General features: G+C 56.9%; 21 protein-coding genes. 18 read left to right on the forward strand and 3 right to left on the reverse strand.

What is annotated here, in order from left to right:
- The first annotated feature begins 59 nt into the window (after window positions 1-59).
- Complete coding sequence (locus ANT_RS02780; protein WP_013558990.1) at window positions 60-1,565, forward strand: hypothetical protein; 1,506 nt, start codon at window positions 60-62, stop codon at window positions 1,563-1,565.
- Between the two features lie 58 nt (window positions 1,566-1,623).
- On the opposite strand, the gene ANT_RS02785 is transcribed toward ANT_RS02780, so the two are convergent.
- The 3 genes from ANT_RS02785 to ANT_RS02795 all read right to left on the reverse strand — a co-directional run bounded on the left by ANT_RS02785 (window position 1,624) and on the right by ANT_RS02795 (window position 6,453).
- A complete protein-coding gene (locus ANT_RS02785) occupies window positions 1,624-4,116 on the reverse strand; it encodes a beta-mannosidase (RefSeq protein WP_013558991.1) in 2,493 nt (830 codons plus the stop codon).
- A gap of 97 nt (window positions 4,117-4,213) precedes the next feature.
- Complete coding sequence (locus ANT_RS02790; RefSeq protein WP_013558992.1) at window positions 4,214-6,157, reverse strand: hypothetical protein; 1,944 nt, start codon at window positions 6,155-6,157, stop codon at window positions 4,214-4,216.
- A gap of 11 nt (window positions 6,158-6,168) precedes the next feature.
- Complete coding sequence (locus ANT_RS02795) at window positions 6,169-6,453, reverse strand: MoaD/ThiS family protein (RefSeq protein ID WP_013558993.1); 285 nt, start codon at window positions 6,451-6,453, stop codon at window positions 6,169-6,171.
- 187 nt (window positions 6,454-6,640) lie between these two features.
- On the opposite strand from ANT_RS02795, the gene ANT_RS02800 reads away from it, so the two are divergent.
- From ANT_RS02800 to ANT_RS02880, 17 genes are all read left to right on the forward strand, one after another.
- Window positions 6,641-6,895: a hypothetical protein gene (locus ANT_RS02800; protein WP_041454552.1), complete on the forward strand. Its 255-nt coding sequence runs from the start codon at window positions 6,641-6,643 to the stop codon at window positions 6,893-6,895.
- A gap of 39 nt (window positions 6,896-6,934) precedes the next feature.
- Window positions 6,935-7,744: a transposase gene (locus tag ANT_RS02805; protein ID WP_172634560.1), complete on the forward strand. Its 810-nt coding sequence runs from the start codon at window positions 6,935-6,937 to the stop codon at window positions 7,742-7,744.
- A gap of 57 nt (window positions 7,745-7,801) precedes the next feature.
- The gene (locus tag ANT_RS02810) at window positions 7,802-8,293 is read left to right on the forward strand and encodes a hypothetical protein (RefSeq protein WP_172634567.1); all 492 of its coding nucleotides are present in this window, start codon (window positions 7,802-7,804) and stop codon (window positions 8,291-8,293) included.
- A 384-nt stretch (window positions 8,294-8,677) separates the two neighbouring features.
- Window positions 8,678-10,402, forward strand: a complete 1,725-nt coding sequence (gene fdrA, locus ANT_RS02815; protein ID WP_013558995.1) for an acyl-CoA synthetase FdrA — start codon at window positions 8,678-8,680, stop codon at window positions 10,400-10,402.
- Between the two features lie 39 nt (window positions 10,403-10,441).
- Window positions 10,442-11,686: a YlbE family protein gene (locus tag ANT_RS02820; RefSeq protein ID WP_013558996.1), complete on the forward strand. Its 1,245-nt coding sequence runs from the start codon at window positions 10,442-10,444 to the stop codon at window positions 11,684-11,686.
- Between the two features lie 78 nt (window positions 11,687-11,764).
- Window positions 11,765-13,438, forward strand: coding sequence for a cyclase family protein (locus ANT_RS17665; protein WP_013558997.1), 1,674 nt, complete (start codon window positions 11,765-11,767; stop codon window positions 13,436-13,438).
- A gap of 79 nt (window positions 13,439-13,517) precedes the next feature.
- The gene (locus tag ANT_RS02830; protein WP_013558998.1) at window positions 13,518-14,393 is read left to right on the forward strand and encodes an FAD binding domain-containing protein; all 876 of its coding nucleotides are present in this window, start codon (window positions 13,518-13,520) and stop codon (window positions 14,391-14,393) included.
- Window positions 14,394-14,403: 10 nt separating this feature from the next.
- Window positions 14,404-14,883: a (2Fe-2S)-binding protein gene (locus ANT_RS02835; protein ID WP_013558999.1), complete on the forward strand. Its 480-nt coding sequence runs from the start codon at window positions 14,404-14,406 to the stop codon at window positions 14,881-14,883.
- Between the two features lie 17 nt (window positions 14,884-14,900).
- Window positions 14,901-17,249 carry a xanthine dehydrogenase family protein molybdopterin-binding subunit gene (locus ANT_RS02840; RefSeq protein ID WP_013559000.1) on the forward strand — a complete coding sequence of 783 codons (2,349 nt, stop codon included), beginning with the start codon at window positions 14,901-14,903 and terminating at the stop codon, window positions 17,247-17,249.
- Window positions 17,250-17,315: 66 nt separating this feature from the next.
- On the forward strand, window positions 17,316-17,939 hold the full coding sequence (locus ANT_RS02845) for an SRPBCC family protein (protein WP_013559001.1): 624 nt from the start codon (window positions 17,316-17,318) through the stop codon (window positions 17,937-17,939).
- A 231-nt stretch (window positions 17,940-18,170) separates the two neighbouring features.
- Window positions 18,171-19,586 (forward strand): uracil-xanthine permease family protein, encoded by a 1,416-nt coding sequence (locus ANT_RS02850; RefSeq protein WP_155817981.1) that lies wholly within the window; start codon window positions 18,171-18,173, stop codon window positions 19,584-19,586.
- 115 nt (window positions 19,587-19,701) lie between these two features.
- The gene (locus ANT_RS02855) at window positions 19,702-20,565 is read left to right on the forward strand and encodes an SDR family oxidoreductase (protein WP_013559003.1); all 864 of its coding nucleotides are present in this window, start codon (window positions 19,702-19,704) and stop codon (window positions 20,563-20,565) included.
- Window positions 20,566-21,054, forward strand: coding sequence for a hypothetical protein (locus tag ANT_RS02860; protein WP_013559004.1), 489 nt, complete (start codon window positions 20,566-20,568; stop codon window positions 21,052-21,054). It begins immediately after the preceding gene.
- Between the two features lie 13 nt (window positions 21,055-21,067).
- Window positions 21,068-21,418: a hypothetical protein gene (locus ANT_RS02865; RefSeq protein WP_013559005.1), complete on the forward strand. Its 351-nt coding sequence runs from the start codon at window positions 21,068-21,070 to the stop codon at window positions 21,416-21,418.
- A 325-nt stretch (window positions 21,419-21,743) separates the two neighbouring features.
- Window positions 21,744-22,643, forward strand: a complete 900-nt coding sequence (locus ANT_RS02870) for an FAD binding domain-containing protein (protein WP_013559006.1) — start codon at window positions 21,744-21,746, stop codon at window positions 22,641-22,643.
- A gap of 33 nt (window positions 22,644-22,676) precedes the next feature.
- Complete coding sequence (locus tag ANT_RS02875; protein WP_013559007.1) at window positions 22,677-23,144, forward strand: (2Fe-2S)-binding protein; 468 nt, start codon at window positions 22,677-22,679, stop codon at window positions 23,142-23,144.
- An 18-nt stretch (window positions 23,145-23,162) separates the two neighbouring features.
- On the forward strand, window positions 23,163-25,511 hold the full coding sequence (locus ANT_RS02880) for a xanthine dehydrogenase family protein molybdopterin-binding subunit (RefSeq protein ID WP_013559008.1): 2,349 nt from the start codon (window positions 23,163-23,165) through the stop codon (window positions 25,509-25,511).
- The last annotated feature ends 50 nt before the right edge of the window (window positions 25,512-25,561 follow it).

Raw genomic sequence — 25,561 nt, forward strand, 5'->3', positions numbered from 1 at the left:
GCCGGACTTGCTCTTGACATTTGCTAGCATTTGTATTATAAGGTCTAGGGTGTTCCCTGATGAAGCGCTGGCTAGCCGGACTTACCCTTTTCCTTACCTTGAGTGCCCTGTTTGCCATTGCCCCTTACGGCGCCGGCGTTGCCCGGGATTCGGTGGAGTACCTTGCCACGGGGATGCATGTGGCTCAGGGCAGGGGCTTCATCACCTTTGACGGCACGCCTTTCCGCCTCTGGCCGCCTCTGTATCCGCTCTTGCTGGCGGGGCTGAGTGTATTTCCCCTCGATCCGTTTCTGACCGGCGGATGGGTGAATGCTCTTCTGCTGGGAGCGAGCGTGTATCTCTCGGGGCTTCTGTTCATGGAAATCTTCCCGCGCCGTCGCTGGCTGGGGATATGGGGTGCGGGACTGTTCGGCATCTCCCGTTCCATGTTCCCCCTGTCCATTCACCTGCTTTCAGATTTGCTGTTCATGGTGCTGGTGCTGGCGTTTTTATGGGTTGTCTCGTCCATGAGCAGGACGCGGGGCGTGCTTTTAGCGGGTGTTCTGGCGGGGCTGGCGTGGCTGGATCGCTATATCGGCGCGCTGTTGCTCCCCCTTGGGGCTGGCTGGGTAGTGTTCTTTTCCCGCGTGTCCTGGCGTAAACGCCTGGAACGTATGGGGCTTTTTCTGCTCGTCTCTGCGCTCCCCATGTCCTTCTGGATGGTGCGCAATTTGCGCCTTTTCGGGCATCCCTTTGGCGCGCCGCCGCCTGCACGCCTCACGTTGATAGAAAACGTTGAGGCTGGCTTGGCTGAAATGCGTCTCTGGTTGTTCCCGGAAGGCTTTCTGCCTGCTTGGGGAATGTTGGGGGGCTTCCTGCTGTTTTTGGGCGTGCTGGCGTTTCTGGTGCGCTGGCGCAGGGGCGATCTGGCGGGCAGGGCGGGAATCCTGGCGGGCTGGTTCATCCTCTGGGGAGTGGCATATTTTGCCTTTCTGTTGATTTCCTCTACCCAAGCCGATATTACCCGCCTGGATGCCCGTTTGATGGCGCCAATTTATCCCGCTTTTCTCATGTTTATTCTGGCGGGTCTGGAAGGGCTGGCGCGTGTGCTGAAACGCTGGCGGCTGGCTTCTCTCCTGGTACCTTTGATAGTGGGTCTGTTCTGGGGTATTCCTTCGGTGAGTCAGTGGGCGGATATCCTTCAGCAAACGCGCACCTATGGTGCGCCGCTCTACAACTACCTCAACACGCCCGAATTTCGCCAGTCGGGGGTGACGGCTTACCTGCAATCCGAAGGCGTTCCTGAGGGGCTGCCCCTGTACAGCAACTATCGCACGGCGGTTTTTCTGTATACCCGTCATACCTGTTCAGGTTCGCCGTGGAGTCGTCACCCGCATTACGCCATTGAATATCCGCTGGAGCAGTACCTGCCGGATTTCCCTGCTGGAGAGACAGGGGTGCTTATCTGGTATGAGTCGGGGGTGCATACCCACTATTACGCGCCAGAAGACCTTGCCCGCCTGTATGTTTTGGATGTGCTTTACAAAGGTGAGGATGGCGGGGTGTACCTGATTCGACGCCGTTAAATCAAGCCGCCGAAGAGAATGAGTCCTCTCCGACGGCTTGAACATTAAGAGAATCAATTTACGCGAAAGATTCGTACAGCGAGGTCACCCGCAGGGCTTTACTCATCCGTTTCAGCGTCCAGCCTTTGGGAATAGGGCAGGTGACGGTGACGCTGAAGCCAGCCGGGACGTCAAAGTAGTTATCGCTGAAGATGACATCCGCGCCTTCCAGTTTCAACTCCACAAAGCGCGCCAGTTTGCGGGCTTGCACCACGATGACGGCTCGATTGCCCTCGCGGTGGATGGAGTACTCCAGCCCCGGATCGCTCAGTTTGAGGTGCTTGTTGGGGACAAAAGTCGCCAGCGAGCGGGAAATACATTCATTTTCGCGGTACAGTTCTGCCAGGAAAACCAGTTCGCGGCTTCGGTCTTCCTCGCCAAATACCACCCCGGCAAAGTCCTGGGAGAAGACTGCCTGAGAGGACAAGGGCGCGAGGTTGACGGGCACTTCGCCGGAGAGGACGATTTGCCCATCCACCGAAACCAGCGCCCAGCGCACTCTGCCTTCCCATGCGGTGGTCAGGTCGCTGGTGAGATGTACTTTCATCTTTGTTCCCTGATCTTCGATGGAGAGCAGAACCGGCGCGTAGAAACGCTTTGCCGCGTAGTGCAGGGCTTTCCAGCGCCCGAAGTAATCAATACTTGACCAGGAAGCCACCGGCCAGCAGTCGTTCAACTGCCAGTAGAGCGTCCCGCTGACGCGGTCGCGGTTGCGCCGCCAGTGTTCCACGCCGTAGCGGATGCCCTCGGCTTGCAGGACCATGCTCAGGTACACCAGTGAGGGGAAGTCCTTGGGCATGCGGAAGGACTCGGTCATCTGCGTAATCATCAAGCCGTTGCCGCTGGCACTGCGCTGATGATGCTCCATGATGTACGAGGTCATGTTCCAGTCCTCGGGATCGGCGTAGGTGCGGATGGTCTCCAGCGGGGGGAGCGACTGGAAGCCGAACTCGCTCATGAAGCGCGGGTACACCGTGCGGTACGCGGTGAAAGGCTTGCGCCCGTGCCACACGTCCCAGTAGTGCATGTCACCGCGGTCCTGGCTGTTGGGGTTGACAAACGGCTCATTCGATGACGCCGAACTGGGCCAGTAGGGACGGTCGGGGTCCAGCTTTTCCACCCAAGCGGGCAGGGTGTGATAGAAGAAGCGTTCATAGGCTTCGCGCTCGGTCACCATCAAGGGATTGGTGGGGTTGGTCCAGCCCCAGTCTGCCCAGCCCTGCTCCATCTCGTTGTTTCCGCACCACAGGGCGATGCAGGTGCGGTGGCGCAGGCGGCGGACGTTGTCTTCTACCTCATAGCGCAGGTTCTCGATGAACTCGGCTTCATCGTGCGGGTAGATGTAGCAGGCGAACATGAAATCGTGCCACAGCAGGATGCCGTAGCGGTCGCACAGGTCGTAAAAGCGCTCGTCTTCGTAAAAGCCGCCGCCCCAAACGCGCAGCATGTTTTGATGGGTCTCCGCGGCGGAGCGAATCAGATGCTCGTAGTGGGCTTCAGTTAAACGGGTAGGGAAGGAATCAGCGGGAATCCAGTCCGCGCCTTTCATGAAGACGGGCACGCCGTTGACGATAAAGGTGAAGGATTCGCCCCACTCATCGGGTTCGCGGCGCAGTTCAATGGTACGCAAGCCCATCTGCACGGCTTTCTGGTCTTCCACACCTTCGGACGATTCCAGCCATACTTCCACGCGATACAGGGGCTGATCGCCGTAGCCGTTAGGCCACCACAATTGCGGATTGGAGATGGCTACTTGCAGGGCGGCAGTCCCCTCGACGAGTGGCGCACTGGTTTCGAAAGTCTTCTTGCCATTGGGCGCGGTGACCCGCAGATGCGCTGTCAGGGGCGTCTTGCCCCACACTTCGGCTCTTACATCCGCAGAGATGTAGGCTTTCTTGCCTTCCACACGCTGGCGGAAGTGCACATCATCCAGGCGTGCCTGCGTATAGCCTTCCAGGCGCAAATCTCGCCATACCCCAATGGGCGGCAGTTTCGGTCCCCAGTCCCAGCCGAACTGGCAGGGGGCTTTACGCACGAACACCGAGCCTTCCAGCGACATGCCCACTTTAGGCGTCAGGGGCTTTTCCTGATTGCGCTGGCGGCAGAACTTCACCGCTGAGTGGAAGAACACGCGGATTTCGTTCTCTCCCGCTTTCACCAGTCCGGCAACGTCCCAGCGATATTGGCGGAAGGCGTTTTCTGTCTTGCCCAACACTTTGCCGTTAAGCCTCACATCTGCCAGCGTGTCCACGCCGTCGGCAACCAGGAACAAATGCGGGGCTTGTGCCAGTTCGGGCGAGACGGTGAACACACCGCGATATTCCCACTCGCTTTCGGCAACCCACTGCACTTTCAATTCGTTATCCGCCACAAACGGGTCGGGGATGCGTCCAAGCGCCAGCAGGTCGGTATGCACGCCGCCCGGCACGGTTGCCGGAAGCCATTCTTCTTCTCCAGCCTGACGAAACGTCCACACCGCGCCTTTTGATGAGGTCAAGGATTGTGTCAACATACCGAGTTTTTCATTCCTTTCTTGCAGGGATATGGAAATTGTACCCTGATTCCAAAGCGCAGACCAGTTATAAAATGCCGCTTGCCTGAAGGGAAGTTCAGGGCTGATAGCGGTATACCACCCAGTCACCCCGACTATCCAGATACCGGTAGGATGGCGCAATGGCGGTAGGATAGGTCTCACTGACCTCAATCAGCAGGTACTGGATGCCTTGGTCCCTCAGCCAGGGCTCATCCCCAATCCTTTCCGGCGGGTATACGGGAATCAACCGGCGGGTGAAGTGTTCGCCAAAAAGCCCGTACTCGAAGTAAAAGCCTTTCTGGGTAGCAATGCCCACCACCGCATTCAGCGGGATGGAACGGTCTGCCAGGTCTAGCATGGGCAGAGTGAGGTATGCCTGGCGGGTCAGTTGAAAGGTGCGACTGGTGTTCCAGAGGGTACGTTCTCCCAGCACTTCGCGGGTAGGGTTTTGGGTGGCGCACATCCATAAACTGGAGAGTACCACCGCGGCGACCAGCCAGCGCCAGAGCGCACGCCCCGGGCTGTTTTCCAGCACAAATGGCAACAGCGCCAACGCTAGTGCCGAAACCGGCATGAAGTAGCGCCCGTCGTAGGGCGTCCAGCCGGGACGGAAGAGGGTGCCAAAGACCAATGCGCTCAACAGGAAGAGAAAAGGCGCCAGCAAGAGCAGTTGGCGCTGTTTCCACCCTTTCCAGAATGCCCATACACTTCCGGGAAGCATCAACAGCGCTCCCAGCGGTCCAAACCAGGCTTCGTCCTCTTGAAGCAGGTACACCCTGCGCCATGAGAAGACATGCCCGCTGTAGGTAGCGGTGGTGCCTTCGATGACGTCATTCCATGAGCCTGCCAGCGTGTGGGCAAGCCAGGCTTTGGCTTTGATGCCATAGCCCCACAGTGGTTGAGGCAGTCCGGCGGTGTCCACCATCTGATAGAGCCAGCGGGTGGTGTTCAGTGCCAGATACTGCGGCAGGGAAACCTGCTTCAGCACTGTTTGACCGGTCATGGCTTCGGCGCGGGAGCCCAGCGGTGATCCGAAGTGTGCCCAGTTGCTCCAGTAAATGGGTGAACTCAGAAGCAGGAAGAACAGGAGCGCGGTACCTGTCCACTGGATCAACATCTTCAAGGAATGGGTGCGGGAGAATATCCATGCCAGCAGGAAAAGCCCGGTTAATGCTGGCAGGTAGAAAATGACCGAGAAATTCGTCCCGATGACCAGCCCGATGGCAAGCGCGGAGAGAATCATCCATACCCGTTGATGGGGTTCTTTTCCCCAGCGGTAAAAGTACAGCACTCCACTGATCAGCAGGGCGGTGCTGACCAGGTCATGGCGCACCGAAGAGAGATGCAGTTGCACCACCGGCAGAGAAAGCCACACCAGTCCTGCTGTCAGCGCGGCAATGCGGCAGAAGCCCAGTTCACGGGCAAGCGCCATGACCCCCAGCGCGCCGGTGAGCCCAGCCAGCCAGGGAATGAAGGCAACGAAGTGATCTGAACCCGAGAGCAGGATGGTCCACAGGGTTGCCAGTTGGGCATTGACCGGAAAGGTCAACTGCCAGACCACGGCGGTTTCCCACGGAAAGTAGGTGCCGAGTTGCCGCCACATGCCCACGCGGGCAAGGTGAATGGAGAGTGCGTCATTGTTGTTGGGGGGAACGGTGTATGCCAGTACTGCTGCAAAGCCCACTGAAAGCATCACCCCAAGCAAAATCACCAGATAAGGCAGGTCGTTCCAGGCAGGTTTCTCAAACGGGAGAAGCAGATTTGGAAAAAGGGGTGGTTTTTGTTGCCTCCACCATACCGCAATGGATGCTCCAAATAGAAGACTCTGGATAAACAGGATAACATCCAGGCGATTGAGCGCATGCAAGAGGTTGGCAATGTGGAAGGTCAGCACCAGTAATGCAAAAGCCATCAGGGCTACGGTCTGTGCCCATAGCAGCCGCGAACGGATGCGCAGAACCGCCCCCAGGGAGAAAGCCGTACCGATGAGCAGAAGAGGGGAAAGAAAGGCTGGCAACATGAGGTTAAGGTTTATCCTCCGGTGATCACCGACATTAAAATCAGATGTTCCCCGTCTGCCGGGTTCTCATCCAGCACCATCACCGGGGTTGCCAGGTCGCCGTTGATGACCAGCATGTTGGAACTCAGGAAGGACTCGCCGTCCGGGGCTATCAACCAGCCCACCAGTTGGGGAAAGTGTTTTGCCAGTTCCCGAACGATATCGCGGTAAGTGGCGGTATCGGGCAGGTCTAGCGAAAGGGTTTTCACCCCTGCATGGGCGCGGGCAGCGCCGGTCAATTCCACAGTGACTTTCATGGTTCTCTCCCTGATGTAAGTATAAGAGAAATTGATAGAGATTGAAAAGAGAAAGTTGAAGCACCCAGAGTAATTTGTCAGATATTTGAACGATAAATATCAAATTGTCTGATAACTTATTGACTCAGGCTTGTGGGTTTGCTATACTGAATTTGTTCCATTCCCTAATTTTGTCAGAGAGGAAAAAATGAAACTCCAGCCACCGGTAGAAGTTTCTACCAACACGATTTCATTTGATGTCAGTGAAATTGAGCCTTTGTTGCAGGCTCCCCCGATGAAACTGCCCCCCTGGCCCGAAGCACAGATCACCCTGCGTGATGGGCGCATCCTCTACATCCGCCATGCCAGGGAAGAAGAAGTGCCCGAAATGCTCGCCTACATGGAAAAGGTCATGAAAGTGACCAAAGATTGCTCTGTTGCAATCATGGTTGAAATGTGGTAAACATACGGTATGACCACACGAGAAAGCAGATACGTCCGAGTGGCGAGGATCGCCTACCGGCTTGCCAAACAAGCATTACCGATGTATTCACATGCCAAGAGTCCCCATCACTTCACGTTGCCGCAGTTGGGGGCCTGTGTTTTGTTGATGTTCTACCTGAATCTCAGCTATCGCGACATGGAAGAATGGCTGCTGGCAAGCGATGCGGTTGGTAAGGAGCTGGAATTACCGCGTGTTCCCGATCATACGACCCTGCAACGTACCTACGCCAAGATACGCAAAGCGGATTGGATGCGCATGAACGAGACCTTGCTCGAGGAAATCGGACGGCCTGAAGAAGAAGGGGTGGCTGCCGATAGTACCGGCTTCTCACCCGGCCCGGCCAGTTCTTACTACCAAAGCCGTTCGGGAAAAGCCTATCGCCACTGGGCGAAGGGCGTTTATGCCGTTGGAATTGTCTCGCAATTCATCCTTGCGATGCAATCCGGCTGGGGTCCAGGTAGCGATGCCCCTTATCTGGGCTATCTGCGCCGCAAAGCCAGGCGGTTTGCCAAACGTCGGGCTTGGGTCTTGCTGGCCGATTCAGGGTTCGATGGTCGGACTGTCCGGCCTCAAGACTTGATTCCACCCGTTCGGCGAGGTGGAAATTTGCTGGCCCCTGAACGACGAGCAAGAAGCGAGCTTGTCTCTGCGGCTCGCCTGGATGGTCTCTATGGTCAACGCTGGAAGACCGAAACCGTGAATTCGGTCATCAAGCGCAAATTCGGGCAAGCCATCCGCTCGCGGAAACGCAGCCTGCAAAACCGAGAACCGATTATCAAAGGACTGGTCTACAACATACACCGCTAGGTGTATCTCTTCCTAACCTATCTTTGCAACAGAGCAACCAAAGATTTTTATGACATCGTGGGCGTGCGCGTGTACGGCGAGATTCTGGGCTGGGTGCGCAAGCGCATCAAGGACCCCTTCACTCTGGTTGGGTTGATTGATGGCGAGTGGGTTGGCTTTGCCAATGGGCGCGTGATGAACCCCGATATTGCCATCAGCCTGCACACCATGACCTTCACCCGCCGTGGTCGTGTGGGTTGGGCGATGTACTACGCCAAGACCTACTATGCGCTGGAAATTCTCAAGTGCAAAGAGTGGTGGTCCACGTTTGAGTCCTACAACGGCTGGCGCATGGCGGGCGTCGAAATGGCACAGCCCACCAAACCCTGGCCCGAGTACCAGCATGAACTGGGCGGCGCGCGCGTGTACTACCTCACGCAGGACATGTGGAACGCCGGCGTCAAGAACTTCGCCGTGGAAATGATTGGCTCTGACCTGTCCTTCAATGTGACCGACGAAGTGCGCAAAGCCAATGAGCACTTCCACGCTCCCGCCGAAGTAAACCTGTAAATCGCGGGTCTGGAAGGGAAGTGAAGCGATGTTGAGCGGATGTTTTTGCAGAGCGACTGTGAGGGCATCCGCTCAACTTTTTCTGGCAATGGAATGCCCTGAGTGGGGCGTTCCAATGGTCAAATGTCATACAAATTCATGCAAAACGCAAGTTGACGAAGATTTTTGAACTTGCTATACTGAATTTGTTACAGGGCATCTCTTTTTCAATTCTTCACCGATATCGTTGTTCAAATGAAACCTTTGTTATTAAGTGCTGTCTGCTTTACGGGTCTCATATCTAACCTTCTGTAGAGTGTCATCTTTCGAACAGGCTTCGAAAGGGACATTTTGCTTTTCAGCGACCTGAGGGGTCGCGGATAAATATTTGAGTGAGGAGGAGTGATGGCGGCAATTAAAGTCGAAATCCGTAGCGGCGTATATTACGATTCCGCAGTCCTGATGCAACTCCAGCGTTCTCTGGCGTCCCTGCCCGGCATCGAAGATGCCGGTGTGGTCATGGGCACCGAGTCCAACAAAGAATTGCTGGCGCATATTGATCTCACCACTCCCGAAGTGGAAAAGGCCCAACCCAATGATCTGGTGATTGTGGTGCGCGGCGTGGACGAGAAAGCCGCCACCGAAGCCCTGGGCAAGGTGGATGAATTGCTGACCCGCAAGAAGGGCGGCGCAGAACAAGCCTACCGTCCCCGCAGCATTGAGGGCGCGAACGATATGCTCCCCGAAGCCTCGTGGGTGCTGGTCTCGGTGGCAGGGCGCTATGCCGCAGGCGTGGCGCGCGAAGCCATGCGCCTGGGCAAGCATGTGTTCCTCTTCAGCGATAATGTCTCGGTGGAAGAGGAAATTGCCCTCAAGCAGGAAGCCGCCGAAAAAGGCTTGCTGGTGATGGGACCAGACTGCGGCACGGCGCTCATCGGCGGGTATGGCTTGGGTTTCGCCAATAAGGTGCGCCGTGGGAATATCGGCGTTGTAGCGGCAGCCGGCACCGGTTTACAGCATGTCACCAGCCGTATTCATCAGTTGGGTGGGGGAATCACCCATGGCATTGGCACCGGTGGACGCGACCTGTCCGAAAAAGTCGGCGCGGTGACCTTCCGCCAGGGTATTGAACTGCTCAGCCGTGACCCTGAGACGAAAGTCATCGTGCTGGTATCCAAACCCCCATCACCCAAAGTGGCGGAAGAGGTGCTGAAACTGGCGCGCAAAGCCGGAAAACCTGTGGTGGTGAACTTCATCGCCCGCCCGTTAAGCCTGCCGCAAATGGATAACCTCTACTTCGCCCGCGGGCTGGATCACGCCGCGGAACTGGCAGTGGAACTTTCCCGCAACCTGCCTGCCCTCGAAACCGATGTGGATTTGGGGTTGGAGCGCTTTGCGGCGGGACAAAAGTACCTGCGCGGTTTATTCTCCGGTGGTACGCTGGCGTACGAGGCTCAGCACATTCTTGCCAGTTACCTGCCCAAAGTGTACGCCAATGCTCCCATCAACAAAGAACTTAAACTGCCCAACAGTTACGTCAGTCAGGAACACTGCATTGTGGATCTTGGCGAAGACGAGTTCACTCAGGGTCGTTTGCACCCCATGATGGACAATGAACTGCGCATCCGCCGTCTGATGGAAGAAGCCGCCGATCCCTCGGTAGCCATTATCCTGCTGGATGTGGTCATCGGCTACGGTTCGCACCCCGATCCTGCCAGCGAACTGGGTCCGGCGGTTGCCAGAGCCAAAGCCCTGGCAAAAGAAGCCGGGCGCTACCTGGAAGTGATTGCGGTGGTGTGCGGTACCGACGAAGACCCGCAGAAACTGGATGCACAGGTGCAGCAGATGAAAGATGGCGGTGCGTGGGTTTCCACCAGCAATGAGGAAGCCATGCGCTATGCTGGCCGTCTGGCGCGCGCGCTCAGTCAGGAAGCGGGTGGCGAGTTCACCATGAAACCGGTGGATTTGAGTACCTTACAGCGTCCGCTGGCAGCCATCAATGTCGGCTTGGAGTCCTTTGCCGAGAATCTGGCGGCGCAGGGCGCGCCGGTCATCCATGTGGATTGGCGTCCACCGGCTGGTGGCAACGAGCGCCTCATGGCAATTCTGGAGCGCATGAAACAGCGCTAGGTCGTTCATCCGAAATACACGAGGTTTTGGGAGGCTATCATGGTTGATATTGAAAAAGCCAATCAACAGGCTGTGGAACGAATGATGGATGCCCGCCCGGTGGTGGTGGGAGTTGCCCCGGCAATTGACGTTATTCCCGGCATGCACAAGGATTTACTGCTCCATGCCGGTCCGCCGGTCACCTGGGAGCGCATGGCAGGACCGATGAAAGGCGCCATGGTTGGCGCGCTCATCTGGGAAGGACGCGCGAAGAACTGGGACGAAGCCGAAGCCCTGTTAAGCAGTGGCAAGATTAAATTCGAACCCTGCCATGAACACTCTGCCGTTGGACCTATGGCGGGCGTGATTTCCCCCTCGATGATGGTTTATATTGTCGAGAACAAAACCCATGGCAACAGAGCCTATTCAGGTTTGAACGAAGGGCGTGGCAAGGTCCTGCGCATGGGCGCTTACAGCGAAGATGTGCTGGCACGCTTGACCTGGATGAATGAAGTACTGGGACCGGTTTCCCACAAGGCTCTGGAAGCCATGGGTGGCTTGGATCTGCGCACTCTGCTGGGCAAAGCCCTGCACATGGGCGATGATGGTCACAACCGTCTGGACGCGGCATCAATTTTGTACACAACCCAAATGGCACCCTGGATTGCCAAAGTGGCAAAAGACAGTGACACTGCGGCGGAAGTCATTCGCTTCCTTGGCGAAAATGCTTTGAGTATCCTCAATCAGGTGATGGCGGGGTGCAAGACCATGGCCGATGCCGCGCATGGCATTGAAGGCTCTACCATCGTGACCGTGATGGCGCGCAATGGCACCGATTTCGGCATCCGTGTCAGCGGTTTGGGCGACCGCTGGTTCACCGGACCGGCGGGCAAGGTCAAAGCCCTGTACTTCCCCGGCTTCACCGAGAAAGACGCCAACCCCGATATCGGCGACAGCACCATCACCGAGACGGCGGGCATCGGCGGGTTTGCCATGGCGGCGGCACCGGCTATTGTGACCTTCATCAGCGGCACACCGCAGGATGCCATTAAAACCACGCTCGATATGTATGAGATTACCTACACCGAGCATAAGCACTTCACCATCCCTTACCTGAACTTCCGCGGCACACCCACCGGCATTGACATCCGCAAGGTCATTGAGAAGAATGTCCTGCCGCGCGTGAACACCGGTGTTGCCCACAAAGACCCCGGTATTGGACAGGTAGGCGCTGGTGTGGTGACCCCGCCGCAAAACATTTTTGAGGATGCGCTGGTGGCGTTTGCTGAGAAATACGGTTTCTAACGTGAATGCTCTCTGGATGACATCGCAGTGAGCATGGTGGAACGAGCAAGGGTTTTTGTTTGATTTCAGGAGGATCGTATGGACCGTGAGCGATTTATCAAGATGATGGCGGAAGCCAAAATGTACGACCTGACCCAGGACTGCAGTATCTTTACCCCGCCTTTCCCCGGAGATAAAGCGCTGGAAGTGCACTTCTTCAAGCGCGTCACCGGTGCCTATGGCGGTGGTCAGGGTGCAAATGGTCAGATTCTCAACTGGAGCAACACCGTCGGCACGCACCTGGTCGGCGAGACGGCCTTCCATTCGGGCGGACGGCGCATTTCCGATATCCCCCTGACCGACCTGTGCGGTCCGGGTGTAATTGTGGACATCTCGGATATGGTCTCCGATTACAGCATTTATACCCCCGAGATGATCATGAAGAAAGCCGATGTACGCCCCGGCGATATTCTCATCATCAATACCGGCTATCACCGCTATTCATGGGATCAGCCCGATGTGGTCAACCCCGAAGCGCAGGGTGGAGTGGAGTCCAAGGAATTCGGGTTCTATGTCCGTCACCCCGGTCCTTCCATGGACTTCTACAAGTGGGCGCTGGATATGAAACTCAAGGTTATCGGCGTGGACTGCGGTTCTGCCGAGCACCCCATGAACACCACCATCCGCTACATGCATGACAACCACTTCCGCCGCGCTGAAGAAAAACTGATGCGCGAACACGGCAAGAAGTGGGAAGAGATGTTCCCGCCCGATGAGTACTATCAACTCACCCACATCACCATGCCCAAGAATCACCTGGTCTTTGTGGAAGCCATCGTGGGCGAAATTGATAAACTCAAGAATCAGCGCGCGTGGATTACCATCATGCCCATCCCCTTCATGGAAGTGGAAACGGCTTGGGCGCGGGTGGCGGCTTACCAGCCCCCCGACTGGATGAGCGAAGCCGAGTTTTACGAAGCCATGAGCAAAGCCGAAATGCTCGATATGACCGTGCCCTTCAGCGTGCAGACCCCGCAGTGGCTCAACTATGTGCCGCTGAGCGTTACCTATCACCGCCGCGTGGGTGGGCAGTACTTTGGCATGAGCCGCAACAGTTCCATCTGCAATGCGTCCATCCATCTGGCAACACACATGGATGGCGAGAAACACTTCTACCCCTCCGGGCGCACCATTGGACAGGTGCCGCTCTCCGAGTGGGTGGGTCCTGGTGTGATTGCCGATATTTCCCATCTGGTGAGCGATGCCAGCGTGTACACCCCGCAGATGATTGAATCGGTGGTGGATATCCGCAAGGGCGATATTCTGGTCATCAAGACCGGCTGGCACCGCTACGGCTGGCTCAGCCCCGATTCGGACGAGTTCCGCTACATGGTCAAGCATCCGGGTCCCTCACCCGATTTCTCCGAGTGGGCGGCAAAACTGGAACTGAAGTGGATTGGCGTGGATGCGGTCTCGGCAGACCATCCCATGAACACCATCATGCGCATCTGGCACCCCAAGACCTTTGCCGAAGCCAACGAGAAACTCAAGCGTGACTTTGGTAAGACCTGGGATGAGATGTATCCGCTGGATAAATACTATCAGGATATGCATCTCAACCTGTTCCCCAAGCGCATTGTCCATGCTGAGAACCTCGGCGGCGATATTGCCCGCGCCTCCAGCGGACGCTACTACATCGGCTGTTACCTGCAAAAGGCAATGGAAGCCGAGTCCATGTGGGGTCGCTTCGTTGCCTTCAAGGAAGGCGAATAATCCTTCATGAGTGCAAGTCTCCAGAGAGGTTTCATCCCTCTGGAGACTTGCGGTTAACCGCAATGGGAGGTTGCTTTTTATGAAACCAATACCCTTTGAGTATTTCGCCCCCACCACGGTCGAAGAAGCGCTGGAGCATCTGTCAAATTTGGGCTATGGCGGAAAGGTGCTGGCAGGAGGGCAGAGTCTCATCCCCGCCATGAACTTCCGCATGGCGCGCCCCGGCGCTCTGGTGGATTTAAACGGCATTCCTGAACTGGCTTACATTAAACCTACTGCCGATGGCGGGCTGGCAATTGGCACGATGACCCGCGACAGCAAAGTGGAGCACAGCCCCGAAGTGGCAAAGCGCTTCCCGCTCTTGCCGGAGGTCATGCCCAACATTGCTCACCCGCAAATTCGCAACCGTGGCACTTTCGGCGGTTCTATCGCCCATGCCGACCCGGCGGGGCAGTTACCTGCCATTTCCATCGTCCTGAATGCCAACCTCAAGGTGTTGAAGAAGGGCAGTGAGCGCTGGGTGAAAGCCGAAGAGTTCTTCCTTGGCCCCTTCATGACCGTTCTGGAACCGGAAGAGATGCTGGCTGAGGTGGTCCTGCCTGCTTTGCCTCCGCGTACCGGTAGCAGTTATCAGCAGGTTTCCCGCCAGAAGGGCGGGTACTCCATGGCGGCGGTTGCTTCGGTGGTCACGCTGGATGAAGCCGGGAAATGCACCAACGCCCGCATGGTGATGATCAGCGTGGGCGATGTGCCCATTCTCTCCGCAGCCGCCTTGCGCATTCTGGTCGGGCAAAAGCCTACCCCTGAAGCCATTGCCGAAGTGGCAGAGATTGCCGCCAGCCAGGAAATCGACCCCGGCACCGATATCCACGCCACGGCGGAGTACCGCCGCCACCTGATTCGCGTGCTGGTGAGACGCTCGCTCACCACTGCCTTTGAACGAGCCGCAAAGTAAGGAGGGAAACGTGACCACGCATACCATTAAAGTCAAAGTGAATGGCGTTGAGTACGTTCGGGAGGTAGAACCGCGCCTTTTGCTCAGCGATTTCCTCCGCCACGATTTGGGCTTGACCGGCACGCATGTCGGTTGTGAACATGGCATTTGCGGCGCCTGTACCATCCTGTTCGATGGTGAGCCGATGCGTTCCTGCCTCATCTTTGCCGTTCAGGCAAACGGGCATGAGGTGACCACAGTAGAGGCGCTGGGTACTCCCGAAAAGATGCACCCCCTGCAGGAAGCCTTCCAGGAGAAGCACGCCTTGCAGTGCGGGTACTGCACGCCGGGTTTCCTGATGACCCTCAAGCCCTTCCTCGAAACCCATCCTAACCCCACCGATGAGGAAATCCGCGAGGCGATTGATGGAAATCTGTGCCGTTGCACCGGTTATGAACATATCATCGAAGCCGTCAAACTGGCGGCGCAGAAGATGGCTACCCGTTCGTAGGGAAAGGAGAGGTTACCGTGGCTGGACGAGTTTTTGGTCAAAGCATTCCCCGTAACGAGGACCCCTACCTGTTGACGGGTCAGGCAAAGTTTATCGACGATATTGAACTTCCGGGCATGCTTCATGCCGCTTTCTATCGCAGTGATTACGCTCATGCGCGCATCAAGAAAATTGATGTCTCCGAAGCGCGCAAACTGCCCGGGGTGGTGGCAGTGTACACAGCGGAAGATTTTGGTGAGTTTGTGCGCCCGGGTCCCTTGCAGGTTCCGCCGCCTACCGCCATTAAAGGCTCGGTATTCCACGCCCGTCCTTTGATGCCCATTGCCAAGGATAAGGTGCGCTACTCCGGCGAGCCTCTGGCGGTGATTATTGCCGAAAGCCGGTACATTGCCGAAGACGCCATGGATTACATCGTGGCGGATCTGGAACCCTTACCGGCGGTGACAGATCTGGAAAAAGCCCTGGAGCCCGGTGCTCCGCTGGTGCATGAAGATCTGGAAAGCAACCTGGCGGCGCTGGTCAAGCAGGAACGCGGCAATTACGAAGAAGCCGCTGCCAAAGCCGATGTGGTCATCAAGAAGCGCATTGTGGTGGACCGTGGCGCGGGCGCGGCAATGGAGAACCGCGGCCTGGTGGTCAACTGGGACGACCGCGCCCGGGAGATGACGATTTGGGCAACCACTCAGGCACCCATCCCCCTGCGCAACAGCATCGCCGGGCGTCTGGGACTGTTTGAAGAGCAGGTGCGGGTGATTACCCCCTTCATCGGCGGCGGGTTTGGTCCCAAGATCATGACCTCGCAACCCGACGATGTGCTGTTGCCCATCATCGCCATGTGGCTCAAGCGCCCCATCAAGTGGATTGAGGACCGCCGCGAGAACTTCCTGGGAACAACCTCGGAACGCGATCAAATTCACTACGCCGAGATTGCCCTGACCAAGGATGGAATCATCCTGGGCGTCAAGGATGTGTTCTATCACAACACCGGTGCGTATGACCCCTATGGCATGACCGTGCCGCTGAACACGCAGACGCATACCGTGTCCTGTTACGAAGTGCCCAATTTCTACACCGAAATCCGCATGGTCTTCACCAACGAATACGTGGTGACCCCCGTGCGCGGTGCGGGACGCCCCGAAGGCGTGTTTGTGATGGAACGTTTGATGGACTATGCTGCGCAGGAACTGGGCATGGATCCGGCGGAAATCCGCCGCCGCAACCTCTTGCGCAAGGAGCGTTTCCCCTATCCAACTGGAATCATCGGGCAGGACTTTGTGGAAGGCGTGCTGGACAGCGGCGATTATCCCGAGACCCTGCGCCGCGTGATGGAGGTGATTGAATACGAGAAATTCCGCAAGGAAATCCAACCGCAGTTGCGCGCCCAGGGCAAGCACAAGGGCATTGGCATTGTCTGCTTCACCGAAGGCACTGCCGTTGGTCCCTATGAAGGTGCCCGTGTCACCGTCGGCGCAAATGGCAAGGTGACTGTCGCCACCGGCATCAGCACGCAGGGGCAGGGACACTTTACCGTCTTTGCTCAGATTGCCGCCGAGCAGTTGGGTGTGGATGTAAAAGATGTCAAAGTAGTCACCGGTGATACCGGGCATTTCCACTGGGGGGCTGGCACCTTTGCCAGCCGCGGTATGGGCGTTGCCGGGACGGCTGTGTACAACGCTGCGGTTAAGGTGCGCAAGAAGGCTCTGGAGTTCGGCGCGCGCTTCCTCGGCGTCTCCGAAGATGAAGTGGAATTGTGCGATGGTAAAGTGTGCGTCAAAGGCGATCCCTCCCGCAGTATGCCCCTGGGAGAAATTGCCCTCAAAGCCAATCCCACCCGCGGAACCATTCCTCCGGGTGTGGAACCCGGTCTGGAAGCCACTGCGTACTTTGGGCCTCCCTATGGGGCTACCGGCGCCGGGGCAGTGGCGATGATTGTGGATGTGGACCCCGAAACCATGGCTGTCAACATTGAAAAATTTGCCATCGTGCATGATTGCGGTACGGTGGTCAACCCCTTGCTGCTTGAAGGGCAGGTGATGGGCGGCGTGCACATGGGCATCGGCAACGCCTTCTACGAGAAAATTAAGTACGATGAGAACGGGCAGTTGCTTACTGCTTCACTGATGGATTATCTCATCCCGCAGGCTACGGATATGCCCAAAGAGATGGTCGTGGAGCATCTTGAGACGCCTTCGCCGCTCAATCCGTTGGGGATGAAAGGTGTGGGAGAAGCCGGCGCCATTCCTACCCCGGCATGTTTCATGCAAGCCCTGGAAGATGCCCTGTATGAATATCGCCTGCAAATTGATGAAACACCGTTGAATCCCAGCCTGTTATGGGAAATGGTGCAAAAAGCACCCAAGAAGTAAATGATCGGGAGTGGAGCCCCGTGAGTTTAAAAATCTCATATACAATATTGAGGAGGACTGTTATCCATGCAACTCGAAGGTGAACACGTATTCAAAGGGCCGCGCGAAGAAGTCTACGCCATGTTCCGCGATCCAGAAGTGCTGGCGAGCGCCTTGCCCGGTACGCAATCTCTGAACAAGATTGACGATCAGCACTATGAAGGTGCCATGAACATCCGTATTGGTCCCGTTTCCGGTTCTTTCTCCGGAAAACTGGAAGTTGCCGATGAAGTTGCCCCCGAAAAATGCACCCTGATTGTGGAAGGTCGCGGCGCTCCCGGTTTTGCCAAGGGCGTGGGACGTGTGGAGTTCATTGACCAGGGCGATGGTACTACCCTGATGAAGTATTCCGGCGATGTGCAGATTGGTGGAACCCTGGCGAGCGTGGGCCAGCGCATGATTGACAGCGTAGCGAAAAGCATGATCAAAACAGCCTTCGAGACGCTGGACAAAGCCCTGGAAGCCCGTCTGGCAGCCAAAGCCGGGAGTGCGCCGGTAGAGTTCAAAGCCCCCACCGAGGCAGAGTTTGCCGCCGCCGTAACCAAGGACATGGCATCAGGGTTAAAAGAGGTAGCGGAAGTGCGCATGCTCTTCTACGTGATCCCGCTGATCCTGGTTCTGGTGGTCATTGCTTATCTGCTTTCGCACTAATCTGGTGGATAAGGTGATTCGAAGGGGGCGAATCACCTTTATCGAACTTCCTCACCAACAACGGGCATGGAGGAGACAGCGCCCGGAGAAGAGGAGAAAAAGGAGGTGGCTATCGAGGGTACGTGAAGCATTTTTCTCATCCCCGTGGGCTGGCAAACCCACAACGTCTTGAACTGTTCATTCATCCAAAATCACCTGTTGAAAACTTATTCTTCGGAGGAAGGAAGTCACATGGCTACAACTGCTAAAAAACCTGCAGTGATGGGGTACCTTCCCAATGACGTTCCGCCGTTCGGGCAGATGGTTCTGCTGGGCTTCCAGCATGTCCTCACCATGTTCCCCGCGACGGTGTTGTGCGCCATCCTGATGAAGTTCCCCGTCAGCACAGTGCTCACCATCACCGGTCTGGGCACGGTCGTGGCATTGCTCGGCTCCAAATTCGCCATGGGGAAATACATCCCCCTGTACTACGGTTCGTCCTTCTCCTACATTGCGGCGGTGACGGCAATTATGCAAGCCAAGGGAGTTGAGGGACCCGTTGCTCCGCCCGAAGTGATCTCGGTGGTGACGGCTGGCTTCATTGCTACGGGCACAATCAACATCATCGTCGGCTTGATCATTCGCCTCTCCGGTGGAAAGGAAGCCATCGATAAGATCCTGCCGCCCATCGTGACCGGTCCGGTGGCGTGCACCATTGGTATCGGCTTGGGCGCAGCAGCCCTGAACATGGCAAGCGGTGCCTGCTGTGGCGTGACCGATCCGGTGATGCAACTCAAGTGGTGGGCAGCGGCAACCGTGACCCTGCTGGCGGCGTTCATCTTCTCCGTGTACCTGCAGGGCAAGGGCTTCATCGGCATGCTCCCCATCCTTTTGGCGGCCATTTTCGGTTACATCGTAGCCATCCCGCTGGGGCTGGTGGACTTCTCTCAATTCGGTAAGGAAGCCCTCATCCGCGCCCCGACCATTACCTTCCCGGTCTTCAATGACCCGTTGACTGCCACGGTCATTGTCGGTGTGGGTATTATGGCGATTGCCACCATCCCCGAGTCCACGGCACACCTGTATCAGATCAGCCTGTACGTGGATCACCTGGCTGAGGAACAGGGACGCGAGAAGTATGGACTGGCTCGCTACATTGGTTTGAACCTGATGCTGGACGGTCTGAACGACCTGGTCAACGGTCTGTTCGGCTCCACCGCTGGGACGAACTACGGCGAGAACAACTCGCTGATGGTGATCAGCCGTAACTACTCCGGTCCATCCCTTCTGGCGGCGGGTGTCATCGCCATCCTGTTGGGCTTCATTGGACCGCTGGCGGAAGCCGTGGCTTCGATTCCCACTGCGGTGAGCGGTGGTCTGGCGATCTACCTGTTCGGCGTCATCGGCATGCAAGGTATTGCGCTGATGATGGCGGAGAAGGTCAACCTGTATGATCCGAAGTCGCTGGCAATCGGTGCCGCCATCCTGATCATCGGTATCGGCGGCAACATCGGCTTCAACGGCGGCTTCCTGCCCATCCCGCTGCTTCAGGGGGTCTTCCCCTATGGTTGGCCCGCTATTGCCACGGGGGCGGTTGTGGGTATCGTCCTCAACCTCATCACCATGGCGTGGAAACCGCCCATGGAGCGCGCGGCGGTTGAGCATTAGTCTCATGCTTTGATTTGTGCAGGCGGAGCCTGCACCTCTCGGGGCTCCCGGTGCAGAATCGATTTTCTTCATCGGGAGCCCTGAACCTTCCACTGGAGGCTTTGAGGGGCTGGGGATGATTCTGGTGAGCGGTGCGGCAGGCAAAACAGGTTTGGCGGTTACCCGTGCCCTGTCAACACGCGGAAAGCGCGTGCGGGCGTGGGTGCGTTGCGAGGCATACCGTCAGCGTGCACTGGGACAGGGGGCGGCTGAGGTTGTGGTGGGGGATTTGCGCAATCCCCAGGACTGGCAGAATGCCCTGCACGGCGTTGAGGCGGTATATCACATCTGCCCCAACATGAGCCCGGACGAGGAATCCATTGCCGCCGCCATGCTGGAAGAATTGTGCCGCCTGGAGGGGGTGCAGTTGGTGTATCATTCTGTTCTGCACCCTCAGGTGGAAGCCATGCCGCATCACTGGGCAAAGATGCGCGTGGAAGAACGCATCTTTGCCAGTGGCGTGCCCTTTACCATCCTTCAACCTTCGGCTTATTTCCAGAACTTGCTGGCGTTTCGACAAAGCATCCTGGAGCAGGGGTGTTTGAGCATCCCTTACTCGGTGCAGGCGCGCCTGAGCATGGTGGATTTGCAGGATGTTGCCGAAGCGGCGGCGCAGGTGCTGTGTGAAGATGGACATGCAGGGGCAATCTATGAACTGGCGGGACCTCAGCCTGTCTCTCACGAACAGGTTGCCCAAAGCCTTTCCCGCCTGCTGAGACGCCCGATTCAGGCTCAAACGATTCCCCTTGAGGATTGGGTGAAGCAGGCACAGCGTGCGGGGATGTCCGCTTACGCGGTGGAAACACTGGCAAAGATGTTTGCCTATTACGACGCACACGGCTTAATCGGCAATGCTCGCGTGCTGACCTGTTTGCTGGGACGGGCGCCGGTTTCACTGGAAGAGTTTTTATCTCGGGAATTTTCCTCTCAGGGAGAGTAGATGGACTCAAACCGCAGTCAACACTATAACTTTGTTTACGAGGCCATTCCGGTGATGTTTCACAGTCAGACCAATCAATTTATGAAATACTTGGAGCGGGATGGCACGAAATTTCTGGAGTTCTGGTGGGATCATGTAGGAGAACGCTTGCCCGAAGAGCGTTTGAGCGATTTTAAAGATGTGGCGTGTGAAATCACTCCCATTGATCAACAAACCAAAATGGCTATTATCCGCCTGCCCGTGCCAACGGCGGATCGGGAAGCCTACTACATTGGATTAATCAGCCGTCCAGAGCGGCGCTTTGCCTGGGTGCGTTTGCCAAATACCTCTGTGGTTTGCCTGATTCGCCGGGAGGGCGATGCCTTCCCCAATGGGACGGAACTGGTGGAACTGACCCCCTCGGCGAGGGTGGTATCTGTGGGAGCGGGTCCCTTGCCCGAGTGGGAGGCGTTTAAACAGGTATTGCTCAAGATGGTGAAGAAAGGTTGAGGGGTTAATCCATATGAAGATTGATTGGGGTACTGTGGTTGTGGGGCTGGCAATTCTGGTTGTGTATGGGCGCATGGCGTTGATTCGTGGGCGCAAGCGCCGGCTGGAACGTCAGGCGCTGCTGGAGCAGAAACGAGAAGCCAAGAAGCAGAAGAATCGTCCTCATACGCCGGTGGCACAACCGCAACCGGGAATCAAAATCACCTATGAGGTGGTTTCCTGGTGGCTCGTGGGCGGGGGATTGCTGGTCACACTGGCTGGAATTGCCATGCGTTACTCGGCTCTCTTCCCGCCGGCCGTGCAACCTTACTGGTGGGTGGTCACCGCGGCGGGAATTTTGCTGTTTGCTTTTAGTTTCAGATGATGAATATTACATTTGTAAGACAAGTAAACGTGATAAAGGTCAAACTTGTCAAACAACCTGGAATATGCTACCATGATTTTGTCGTTTTCACTGGTTTTTTTCTGACTTGAAAATTAATTCTCAGATGATATGTGTACCTCAACGGTGCGAAGCATTCGCCCGGAGGGGGTGCATTTGTTTTTCGAGGAGGTGAGGTGGCAGGGACGGGAGTGAAATGAGTTACGGAGGAGCGTGTGAAAGAGAGATGGTGATGTGGGAGCGAGTTTGTCCTGCGCTGGCAGGAGGCGTGAGAAGAAACGATCCGTTTTGAGAGAAGGAAAATCGTATGCAAAATCCTCATCCTGGACTTCCTGAAATTGAATATATCAAACCGGCGTCGCTGGAAGAAGCCAGCAAGTTCTTAGCGGCTCATGCCGGCGAAGCCCGCCCATTCCTGGGCGGTACAGATACCTTTGTGCGCATGCGCGATGGCGTCTGGAAGGATAAGTATCTGGTGGATGTGAAAGGGCTGGATGGCACGGCGCAGGTTTCCTTTGACCCGGAAAAAGGGTTGACCATTGGTGCGGGTGTCCCCATGAACCGGGTGGAAGCCATGCCTGAAGTCCGCGAGCATTATCCCCTGCTGGCGGAAGCCATTCGCACGGTTGCCAGTTACCAGTTGCGCAACCGTGCCACCATTGTCGGCAATATCTGCAATGCCTCTCCGGCGGGCGATACCATCGGCGCGTGCATGCTCTACGGCGGCGTGCTGAAGGTTTTCGGCGCTGATGGCGTGCGCGAGGAACCCCTGGCAACCTTCTTCAAGGGTCCCGGCAAGACCAACCTCAAACCCGGCGATATTGCTCTTTCGCTCCACCTGCCTTTACCGCCCAAAGGACATGTTGGACGCTACATTAAAGTAGCCCGCAACAAACTGGGCGATCTGGCAATTGTAGGCGTTTCGGTGCTGGGGTATCCCGATGCGACGGTGGCTTCCGGTTTCCGTTTTCTGATCGCGCTGGCTTCGGTGGCGCCGGTGCCGTTGCGCGTTCCGGTGGCAGAAAAAGTGCTGGCGGAGAAGAAAATAGATGAGGCGACCATTGCCGAAGCGGCGCAAATCGCGATGGATTCCTGCTCGCCCATTGATGACGTCCGCGGCAGTGCGCAATACCGCAAGCACATGGTGCGCAATATGACCCGCCGCGCGGTGACCGAAGTCTGGCAGAAACTTACTCAGGCCGCCTGATGCCGGGCAGCCATTCACAACAGGAGGATTCCTATGGGTTATCACCGAATTACCTTAACCGTCAATGGGGTGATGGAACTGGTGGATGTGCCGTCCAACATGACCCTGTTGCAAATGCTCCGTGAAAAACTGGGCTTGACCGGCACGAAAAACGGCTGTGCCTCGGGCGAATGTGGCGCCTGCACGGTCATGCTGAACGGCGAGCCGGTCAATTCCTGCATGGTGCTGGCCGTGGAATGCGATGGCGCCGATGTGGTGACCGTGGAAGGCTTGGCGAAAAACGGACAACTTGACCCCCTGCAGGAAGCCATTATTGAAACCGGTGGCGTGCAGTGTGGTTTCTGCACTCCGGGCATTCTCATCTCTTCCCGCGCGCTGTTGAACCGCAACCCCAAGCCGACCGAATTTGAAATCCGCGAAGCCATTTCGGGCAACCTGTGCCGCTGCACGGGGTACAACCGCATTGTGGAAGCGGTCAAGAAAGTCGCTGGAACGGAATAGCGGAAAGGAGAAAAAACCATGGCAGTCGCTGAAAAACAACAAACCGTGATTGGCGCCAGTGTACCGCGCCTGGATGTGCGCGAGAAAGTCACCGGTGCCGCGGTGTATGCCGATGATATCCAATTTGGTCCCGGATTACTGCACTGCCGGGTGAAGCGCTCGCCCATTCCGCATGGCATCATCAAGCGCATTGACACCAGCAAGGCAGAGAAGTTGCCCGGCGTCAAGGTGGTGGTGACTGGTGCCGATTTCCCCGATCGCATCGGGTTGTACCTGAAAGATCGCCACATCTTTGCTCGCGACCGCGTGCGTTTTATCGGCGAGCCGGTTGCCGCTGTCGCCGCTGTGACTGAAGAGATTGCCGAAAAAGCCCTGGAACTGATTGACGTGGAGTACGAGGAACTGCCCGGTGTGTTCGATCCGGTATACGGGGCTTCTCCCGAAGCGCCCCTGCTGCACCCCGAATTGGGCACTTACGAGTACCCCAACTTCATTTTCCCCAAACCTGGCACCAACATTGCCAACCACTTCAAGATCCGCAAGGGCGATACCGAAGCCGCCTGGCCTCAATGCGCCGCGATTGTGGAACACACCTTCCGCATTCCGCATGTTCAGCATGTACCCATTGAACCGCATGTGGCGGTCGCCAAGGCGGAAGAAAACGGTCAGGTGACGTTATGGGCAAGCACGCAGTCTCCGTTTGCTCAGCGCGCCCTGATTGCCAAAGCCCTGCATATCCCCGAAAGCAAACTGCGCGTCATTGCTCCGTTTGTGGGCGGTGGCTTTGGTTGTAAGGCGGGCGTGACCATGGAAGCCATTCCGGTGGCAGTAGCGCTCAAACTGCCCGGTTATCCCATCAAACTGCGCCTGACCCGCGAAGAAGAGTTCTACACCAATTTCGTGCGTCAGGGCTTGGTCATCAAGATTAAGGTGGGATGCGATAAAGACGGCAACCTGCTGGCGCTGGAAAACACCATGTACTGGGATGGCGGTGCCTACACCGAGTACGGTGTGAACGTCACCCGCGCGGGCGGTTACTCCAGCACCGGCCCGTATGATATTCCCAACGTCAAGACCGACAGCATGTGCGTGTACACCAACCATCCGGTAGGCGGTGCTTACCGCGGCTTTGGCATGGCAGAACTGCACACCGGCATTGATCAAGCCATGGACATGCTCGCCGAGAAGATCGGCATGGATCGCGTGGAGTTCTTCAAGAAGAATTGCATCCGCGGCGGCGATGTGCTGGCGACCGGTATGGTGATCCACGATGTGGGTATTGAAGATTGTATTGATGCGGTTGCCAAAGACCTCAACTGGGGTGTCAAGGAGAAACCTTCCGGTCCCAATAAGGTGCGCGGCAAAGGCATTGCTCTGGCGTGGAAAGCCCCTGCCATGCCCCCGAACGCGGGGTCTTCCGCCATCGTCAAACTGAACGCTGATGGCACGGTGGATGTGAGTGTGGGCGGTCAGGAAATTGGGCAGGGAACCTTTACGGTCATGGCGCAGATTGCCGCCGAGACGCTGGGTGTGCCTTATGAAAATGTGCGCGTCACCGGTCCCATAGACACCCGCTACAGCCCCTACGAGTGGCAGACCGTTGCCAGCCGCCTGACCTGGTCGATGGGCAATGCGGTGCGGAATGCTGCGCTGGATGCCCGCCAGAAAGTGCTCAACGTGGTGGCAGAAGCCTGGCAACAGGATCCCAAAGAACTGGATATCAAGAACGGTTATGTCATTTCCTACCGCACCGAAGATACCATGCCGCTTAAGGATGTGGTGGTGTACGGTATCCCCAAACCTAATGACCAGGGCTGGATTGGCGGGCCAATTGTGGGTACAGGGTCGTTCATGCCCACTTACGTCACCGGACTGGACCCCGAGACTGGTCAGGGTGACCGCGCTGTGGTGCACTACACCACCGGCGCGCAGGGCGTGGACCTGGAAGTGGACCTCGAAACCGGGCAAATCACCATTTTGAAAGCCGTCTCTGCCTTTGACGTGGGGAAAGCCATCAACCCTGAACTGGTCAAACAGCAGATGGAAGGCGGTATGGTGCAGGGGCTCAGTTCGGCAATCTTCGAGGAGTGCAAACTTGAAAAGGGCGTGATGCGCAACCCGTCCTTTGTGGACTATCGCATCGCTACCGCGATTGACGTGCCCCCGATCATGGACACCTTCATCATTGAGCATGCTCAGGATGATGGTCCGTTCGGTGCGCGCGGCATTGGCGAGCATCCGCTGGTGCCGTCCATTGCTGCGGTGGCGTCGGCGTTGCGCGATGCGCTGGGCATCCGCATCACCAATCCGCCCTTCAGCGCTGAGAAAGTTTACCTTGCGCTGGTTGAAGCCGGATTGGCGAAGTAACCCGGAGATTCAGGTGGTTTGGGGCAACAATGCCTCAACCCACCTTTCAG

This window comes from Anaerolinea thermophila UNI-1, from assembly GCF_000199675.1.
GTDB lineage: Bacteria > Chloroflexota > Anaerolineae > Anaerolineales > Anaerolineaceae > Anaerolinea > Anaerolinea thermophila.

Bases quoted from the DNA above. Each gene is read 5' to 3' on its own strand.
- ANT_RS02870 (WP_013559006.1), top strand. From the start codon at position 21,744: ATGCAAAATCCTCATCCTGGACTTCCTGAAATTGAATATATCAAACCG.
- ANT_RS02860 (WP_013559004.1), top strand. From the start codon at position 20,566: ATGGACTCAAACCGCAGTCAACACTATAACTTTGTTTACGAGGCCATT.
- ANT_RS02795 (WP_013558993.1), bottom strand. From the start codon at position 6,453: ATGAAAGTCACTGTGGAATTGACCGGCGCTGCCCGCGCCCATGCAGGG.
- ANT_RS02785 (WP_013558991.1), bottom strand. From the start codon at position 4,116: ATGTTGACACAATCCTTGACCTCATCAAAAGGCGCGGTGTGGACGTTT.
- ANT_RS02780 (WP_013558990.1), top strand. From the start codon at position 60: ATGAAGCGCTGGCTAGCCGGACTTACCCTTTTCCTTACCTTGAGTGCC.
- ANT_RS02855 (WP_013559003.1), top strand. From the start codon at position 19,702: ATGATTCTGGTGAGCGGTGCGGCAGGCAAAACAGGTTTGGCGGTTACC.
- ANT_RS02800 (WP_041454552.1), top strand. From the start codon at position 6,641: ATGAAACTCCAGCCACCGGTAGAAGTTTCTACCAACACGATTTCATTT.
- ANT_RS02875 (WP_013559007.1), top strand. From the start codon at position 22,677: ATGGGTTATCACCGAATTACCTTAACCGTCAATGGGGTGATGGAACTG.
- ANT_RS02880 (WP_013559008.1), top strand. From the start codon at position 23,163: ATGGCAGTCGCTGAAAAACAACAAACCGTGATTGGCGCCAGTGTACCG.
- ANT_RS02790 (WP_013558992.1), bottom strand. From the start codon at position 6,157: ATGTTGCCAGCCTTTCTTTCCCCTCTTCTGCTCATCGGTACGGCTTTC.
- ANT_RS02850 (WP_155817981.1), top strand. From the start codon at position 18,171: ATGGCTACAACTGCTAAAAAACCTGCAGTGATGGGGTACCTTCCCAAT.
- ANT_RS17665 (WP_013558997.1), top strand. From the start codon at position 11,765: ATGGACCGTGAGCGATTTATCAAGATGATGGCGGAAGCCAAAATGTAC.
- ANT_RS02865 (WP_013559005.1), top strand. From the start codon at position 21,068: ATGAAGATTGATTGGGGTACTGTGGTTGTGGGGCTGGCAATTCTGGTT.
- fdrA (WP_013558995.1), top strand. From the start codon at position 8,678: ATGGCGGCAATTAAAGTCGAAATCCGTAGCGGCGTATATTACGATTCC.
- ANT_RS02830 (WP_013558998.1), top strand. From the start codon at position 13,518: ATGAAACCAATACCCTTTGAGTATTTCGCCCCCACCACGGTCGAAGAA.
- ANT_RS02845 (WP_013559001.1), top strand. From the start codon at position 17,316: ATGCAACTCGAAGGTGAACACGTATTCAAAGGGCCGCGCGAAGAAGTC.
- ANT_RS02820 (WP_013558996.1), top strand. From the start codon at position 10,442: ATGGTTGATATTGAAAAAGCCAATCAACAGGCTGTGGAACGAATGATG.